The sequence below is a fragment of the Prosthecobacter sp. genome (genome assembly GCF_014879935.1).
In the GTDB taxonomy this organism is placed as follows: domain Bacteria; phylum Verrucomicrobiota; class Verrucomicrobiia; order Verrucomicrobiales; family Verrucomicrobiaceae; genus Prosthecobacter.
This window is the reverse complement of sequence record NZ_JACSRD010000031.1, coordinates 1-5,307: the sequence shown is the minus strand read 5'-3', so window position 1 is coordinate 5,307 and position 5,307 is coordinate 1. Positions and strand designations below refer to the sequence as shown.

General features: G+C 63.5%; 6 protein-coding genes. 1 reads left to right on the top strand and 5 read right to left on the bottom strand.

Annotated elements, in window-relative coordinates; genetic code table 11:
* Window positions 1-315: 315 nt before the first annotated feature.
* From IAE77_RS00485 to IAE77_RS00465, 5 genes are all read right to left on the bottom strand, one after another.
* Entirely contained in the window at window positions 316-1,146 is an 831-nt protein-coding gene (locus IAE77_RS00485) for a metal ABC transporter permease (RefSeq protein WP_294219691.1), read from the bottom strand.
* Complete coding sequence (locus IAE77_RS00480) at window positions 1,143-2,000, bottom strand: metal ABC transporter permease (RefSeq protein WP_294219690.1); 858 nt, start codon at window positions 1,998-2,000, stop codon at window positions 1,143-1,145. Before IAE77_RS00480 ends, IAE77_RS00485 begins: the two co-directional genes overlap by 4 nt.
* A 100-nt stretch (window positions 2,001-2,100) precedes the next feature.
* Window positions 2,101-3,012, bottom strand: coding sequence for a manganese/iron ABC transporter ATP-binding protein (locus tag IAE77_RS00475; protein ID WP_294219689.1), 912 nt, complete (start codon window positions 3,010-3,012; stop codon window positions 2,101-2,103).
* A 9-nt stretch (window positions 3,013-3,021) separates the two neighbouring features.
* The gene (locus IAE77_RS00470; RefSeq protein ID WP_294219688.1) at window positions 3,022-3,921 is read right to left on the bottom strand and encodes a metal ABC transporter substrate-binding protein; all 900 of its coding nucleotides are present in this window, start codon (window positions 3,919-3,921) and stop codon (window positions 3,022-3,024) included.
* A 6-nt stretch (window positions 3,922-3,927) separates the two neighbouring features.
* Window positions 3,928-4,719, bottom strand: coding sequence for a transporter (locus IAE77_RS00465; protein ID WP_294219687.1), 792 nt, complete (start codon window positions 4,717-4,719; stop codon window positions 3,928-3,930).
* A 152-nt stretch (window positions 4,720-4,871) separates the two neighbouring features.
* On the opposite strand from IAE77_RS00465, the gene mntR reads away from it, so the two are divergent.
* Window positions 4,872-5,307, top strand: a 436-nt coding sequence (gene mntR / locus IAE77_RS00460) for a transcriptional regulator MntR (RefSeq protein WP_294219686.1), incomplete at its 3' end; no start/stop codon positions are given.

Sequence of the window (5,307 nt, the reverse complement as noted above, 5' to 3'; positions counted from 1 at the left end):
CAAAATCATCCTACCTCTGAAGTTGGGCGCGGTTTGTAGCTCGGTATTCCGATACCGAGTCGGTGCCTTTGCGGAATCGGTGACGAAGTCGCGAAGCGAATTCCCCGCTACATCGCCGCTGCGCAAGCCCCCCGTCTCGTTCTGGCGAACGAGCCTACGAGCGCTGGCCGGCCTCGTTTTGGCTCAACGAGCCAGGCTACAGCGCTCCCTTCATCCAGCATCCAGCATCCAGCATCCACCACTCCCCCCTTCTCGTTCTGGCGAACGAGCCTACGAGCGGCCGTCCCAGCCTCGTGCTGGCGAACGAGCCGACGTTCACGCGGCGCGGCGGGTGGCGATGAGGCCGTGCTTGGGGCCGAAGATGAAGGCGAGGGCAAAGAGCAGGGACTGGGCGAGGACGATGCAGGCGCCGGTGGAGCCGTTGACGAAGAAGCTGACATAGACGCCGAGGCAACTGGCGAGCACGGAGGAGCCGGCGGCGATGAGGAGCATGCGGTCGAAGCGATCCGTGAGCAGCCGGGCGGTGCAGCCGGGGGTGATGAGCATGGCGACGACGAGGATGATGCCGACGGCCTGAAGCGAGGCGACGATGGTGGCGGCGAGCAGGCTGAGCAGCACGTAGTAGAGCGCCTGGGTGTTCAGGCCGATGGCGCGGGCGTGGGCGGTGTCGAAGCAGAAGAGCAGCAGGTCTTTGCGCATGGGCAGGATGACCAGCAAGGTGAGCGCACAGGCGATGACGGTCTGGATGAGGTCGGCACGCTCGATGCCGAGGATGTTGCCGAAGAGGATGTGGTTCAGATGCGCCTCGGTCTCGACCTTGGTGAAGAGCACGAGACCGAAAGCGAAGAGCCCGGTGAAGACGATGCCCATGACGGTGTCCTCCTTGATGCGGGTGTTGGATTTGATCCAGCCGGTGGCGGCAGCGCAGAACAGCCCGGAGACGAAGGCCCCAACGGCCAATGGCAGGCCGAGCAGGTAGGCTCCGACGACGCCTGGCAGCACGGCGTGGGAGACGGCATCCCCCATGAGGGACCAGCCTTTCAGCACGAGGTAGCAGGAGAGCACGGCGCACACGGCCCCGACGAGGGCGCCGACGAGCAGCGCCTCGGTCATGAAGCTGTATTGAAAGGGGGCGAGCAGGCTCATGCGGTGGCGGATGCGGCTGCGCGGCGCTGGGCCCGTGCAACGAGCAGGCCGTGTTTGGGCGCGAAGACGAGCGCGGCGAGGAAGATGAGAGTCTGCAGGACGACGATGCAGCCGCCGGTGGAGCCATTCAAAAAGTAGCTGACGTAGGCTCCGGTGACGCTGCACAGGATGCCGCTGAGCGTGGCGATGATGAGCATCTTCCCAAAGCGGTCGGTCAGGAGATACGCGGTGGCCCCGGGGGTGACGAGCATGGCGACGACGAGGCAGGCGCCGACGGTCTGCAAGGCGGCGACGGCGGTGGCGGAGAGCAGCGCGAGCAGGAGGAAGTGCAGAAAGCGCGTGTTCAGCCCGAGGCTGCGGGCGTGGCCCTCATCAAAGCAGTAGAGCAGCAGATCGCGCCATTTCAGCGCGAGCACGAGGATCGAGACGGCGGAGATGACGAGCACCTGGAAGATGTCGGGATCAGAGATGCCGAGGATGTTGCCAAAGATGATGGTGCGCAGGTTGAGATTGCTCGGGTGGAGCGACAGCATCAGCAGCCCGGCCGCAAAGAAGCTGGTGAAGACGACGCCGATGACCGCGTCCTCCCGCAGACGCGAGTTGTTCCGCACCCAGCCCATGCCAAGCGCCGCCAGCACCCCGGCGACGAAGGCCCCGAGCGAAAACGGCAGCCCCAGCAGCCACGCGAGCGACACACCGGGCACGACGGCATGGGAAAGCGCGTCCCCCATCAGCGACCAGCCCTTCAACGTGATGAAGCAGGACAGGAAGGCGCACACGCCGCCGATGAGGCCGCTCACGAGGATGGCCTTCACCATGTATTCGTAGTGGAAGGGCGTGAGGAGGGTGGTCATGGTGAAATGACGAATGGCGAATGACGAATGACGAATGAATGACGAAGTTTGAATGACGAATGATTGGGCCATTCGTCATTCGTCATTCTGCATTCGTCATTCATTGCTCTCCTGCCTCCTTCGCACGCTCTTTGACCAGTTCCTCGCGTCCATGGCGCTCGGTGTACTCGAGATGGCCGTCCTTGCCGAAGACGAGCGGACGTTCGTCGTCGGTGAGGAGCTTCACGGTGCGGCCGTCGTGTTCCTGGATGGTGGATTGATCGAAGCGGAAATGGCGCAGCACGCCGCCGAAGGCGCGGGAGAGATTGTCCTCCGTGAACACCTGCTCGGTGGGGCCGAAGGCGAGCACGGTGCGGTTGATGAGCACGACCTGGTCGCAGAACTCGGGCACGCTGCCGAGATTGTGCGTGGAGACGAGGATGATGTGGCCCTCGGAGCGGAGGGAGCGCAGCAGCTCGATGATGGCGGTCTCCGTCTGCACATCGACACCGGTGAAAGGCTCGTCGAGCAGCATGATGCGGCCGCGTTGAGCGAGGGCCCGGGCGAGGAAGACGCGCTTCTTCTGCCCGCCGGACAGCTCGCCGATCTGGCGGTCTTGGAACTCGCTCATGCCGACGCGCTCGAGGCACTCGTGGGCGATTCGTTTGTCCTCCGCACGCGGGATGCGCATGAAGTTCATGTGCCCGTAACGGCCCATCATCACCACATCCCAGACGCTGACGGGAAAGGTCCAGTCCACGTCCTCGCTCTGCGGCACGTAGGCGACGAGCTGCCTCTTCCGCGAGGCCTCCACGGGCAGCCCGGCGATGCGCACGCGGCCTCTGACCGGACGGAGGAACCCCATGATGGATTTGAACAGCGTGCTCTTCCCGCTGCCGTTTACGCCGACCAGCGCGCAAATCGTGCCGGCTCCGAGCGTGAATGACGCGTCCCGCAGCGCGGTGTGGCCGTTCGCATAGGCCACGGTGACGTCATCGACTTCGATGGAGAGCGGCGGATCGGTGTCGGGCATTCGGGGAGTTCAGGGATGGGTGAACGCCTTCACGATGGTGTCGGCGTTGTATTGCAGCAGCTTCAGATACGTCGGCGCGGGGCCGTCTTGCGCCGTGAGCGAGTCCACATACAGCACGCCGCCGTAACGCGCACCCGTTTCCTTGGCCACCTGCAGCATCGCCTTGTCACTGATGGTGCTTTCAGAGAACACGACGGGGATCTTGCTGGCGCGCACGGTGTCCACCACCTTCCGCACCTGCTGCGGCGTGCCTTCCTGGTCGGCGTTGATGGGCCAGAGGTAGAGTTCTTTCATGCCGTAGTTGCGGGTGAGGTAGGAGAAGGCCCCTTCGCAGCTTACGAGCCAACGTTGATCCGTGGGAATGGCCTCCAGCTTTTTGCGCACGGGCTCGTCGATGGCGCGCAACTGCTCCGTGTAGGCGGCGGCGTTCGTGTTGTAAGTCGTCGCGTTCGCAGGATCGAGCCGCACCAGCGCCTTGCGGATGTTCTCGACGTAGATGACGGCGTTCGCGGGTGACATCCAGGAATGCGGGTTCGGTTTGCCGGTGTAGGGCCCTTCGCTGATGCCCATGGGCTCGATTCCTTCCGTGAGCACCACGCTGGGCACGTCCTTCACCTGCTGGAGGAATTTTTCAAACCAACGCTCCAGCCCCATGCCGTTCCACAGCACCAGATCGGCCTCCTGCGCCTTCACGAGGTCGAGCGGCGTCGGCTCGTAGTCGTGGATCTCCGCGCCGGGCTTGGTGATGGACTCCACGATCGCCGCCGTGCCGGCGACATTCTGCGCGATGTCCTGGATGATGGTGAAGGTGGTCAGGATGCGCTTCGGGCCGGACTTCGGCCGGTCAGCGGAAGGACCGCAGGCGGTCAGAACGCCGCCGAGGAGAATGAGGAGGGAACGTTTTTTCATGGAGGATCAAAAGCGGAAGCTGACACCGCTGAACACGCCGAAGTCCGGCGCGGGGCGGTTCATGCCAATACGAACGCCGGCGTCAAAGATGAGCGAATCCGTCACGGCAAAGGTGAGTCCGGCGTCGAAGATGCCGATGTAATCCGTGTCCTGGCCGGCGATGCCGACCAGCTCCACGTAGAGGCCGAGTTGTTCGGTGAGGCCGAAGCCCAGCGTGGCGGAATGCAGCCACTCCAGGTCGTAGCCATCGGTCTCCGGGTCGTGGACGAGGTCGCCTTCGATCATGAGCCCCAGCGACACCCGGTCTGAGAGCGTGACGGACAGCGGCACGATCAATCCGCCCGCCCACGTCTCGTCGCTCACCTTGGTGTGAGTCGGCACGGTGATGTAGGGCATCAAAGCCAGCGCCACGGGCCCGGAGTCGTTGCCAAACAGGTTCTTTTTCAGGCGGATGGTGATGTCGCCAAAACCCGTCGTGGCAGTGTCGTCTCCGCGTTCGGACTCACCGGCCACGGCATGGCTGTTCAGGATCACCTGCAGGTCCATGCTGCGGGTCAGGCCGGCCTTGAGGTTCACCTGGCCGTAGAGCCAGATGTCGGAGGAGGTGCCTTGGACGGCGTCCGCATCGCGGCTGTAGTCAAAGAAGCTCATCTCCACCTGGAACATCCCCGCCGGCACGGTGTAGCCGGATTCGGTCGTGTCCGGACGGTCGGTGCTCATCTCACGGACAGGCTCGGCCGCGTCCACCGCCGCCACAACGCAGAGAAAGAGGCTGGGAAAGAGAAGATTGGCTTTCATGAGAAAGTTAGCTCCGGCTAACAACATCATTCCAGACTGATTCGCAACCAAATTTTAGCCCAGGCTAACTCTCGAACCTTCGTGCTGCGCCTCCAGCCAGCCGCCACCGATTGCGGTTTGCCTCTCACGCCGGCCGGGTTAATCGTCGCGCGATGCCAGCCAAGCGCCAGGAAACCACCGCTCATGTTCATTCGCCCGCCATCGAGGACTACCTCGAGCAGATTCACAATCTGATCGCCTCGAAAGGCTACGCGCGGGTGGTGGACATCGCGAAGAACCTCGACATCTCGCAGGCCAGCGTCACGAACATGATCCAGCGGCTCGACGCCGAGGGTTTCGTTGTTTACGAGCGCTATCGCGGCGTCGTGCTCACGGAAAAAGGCGGGCAGGTCGGCTCGGAGATCGCCCGCAGGCACGAGGTGCTCACGCGCCTGCTCTCCGGGTTCGGACTCGATCCCGGGACGGTGCATGAGGATGTGGAAGGCATGGAGCATCACATCAGCCGGCAGACTTTGGACGTGCTGACGCTGCTGATGGAGGAGCTGGAGGCGAATTCCGAGCTGATGCGGAAGCTCAAGCGCAAGCTGG

Coding starts and splice junctions, on each gene's coding strand:
- IAE77_RS00485 (WP_294219691.1), bottom strand. CDS start 1,146: ATGAGCCTGCTCGCCCCCTTTCAATACAGCTTCATGACCGAGGCGCTG.
- IAE77_RS00480 (WP_294219690.1), bottom strand. CDS start 2,000: ATGACCACCCTCCTCACGCCCTTCCACTACGAATACATGGTGAAGGCC.
- IAE77_RS00475 (WP_294219689.1), bottom strand. CDS start 3,012: ATGCCCGACACCGATCCGCCGCTCTCCATCGAAGTCGATGACGTCACC.
- IAE77_RS00470 (WP_294219688.1), bottom strand. CDS start 3,921: ATGAAAAAACGTTCCCTCCTCATTCTCCTCGGCGGCGTTCTGACCGCC.
- IAE77_RS00465 (WP_294219687.1), bottom strand. CDS start 4,719: ATGAAAGCCAATCTTCTCTTTCCCAGCCTCTTTCTCTGCGTTGTGGCG.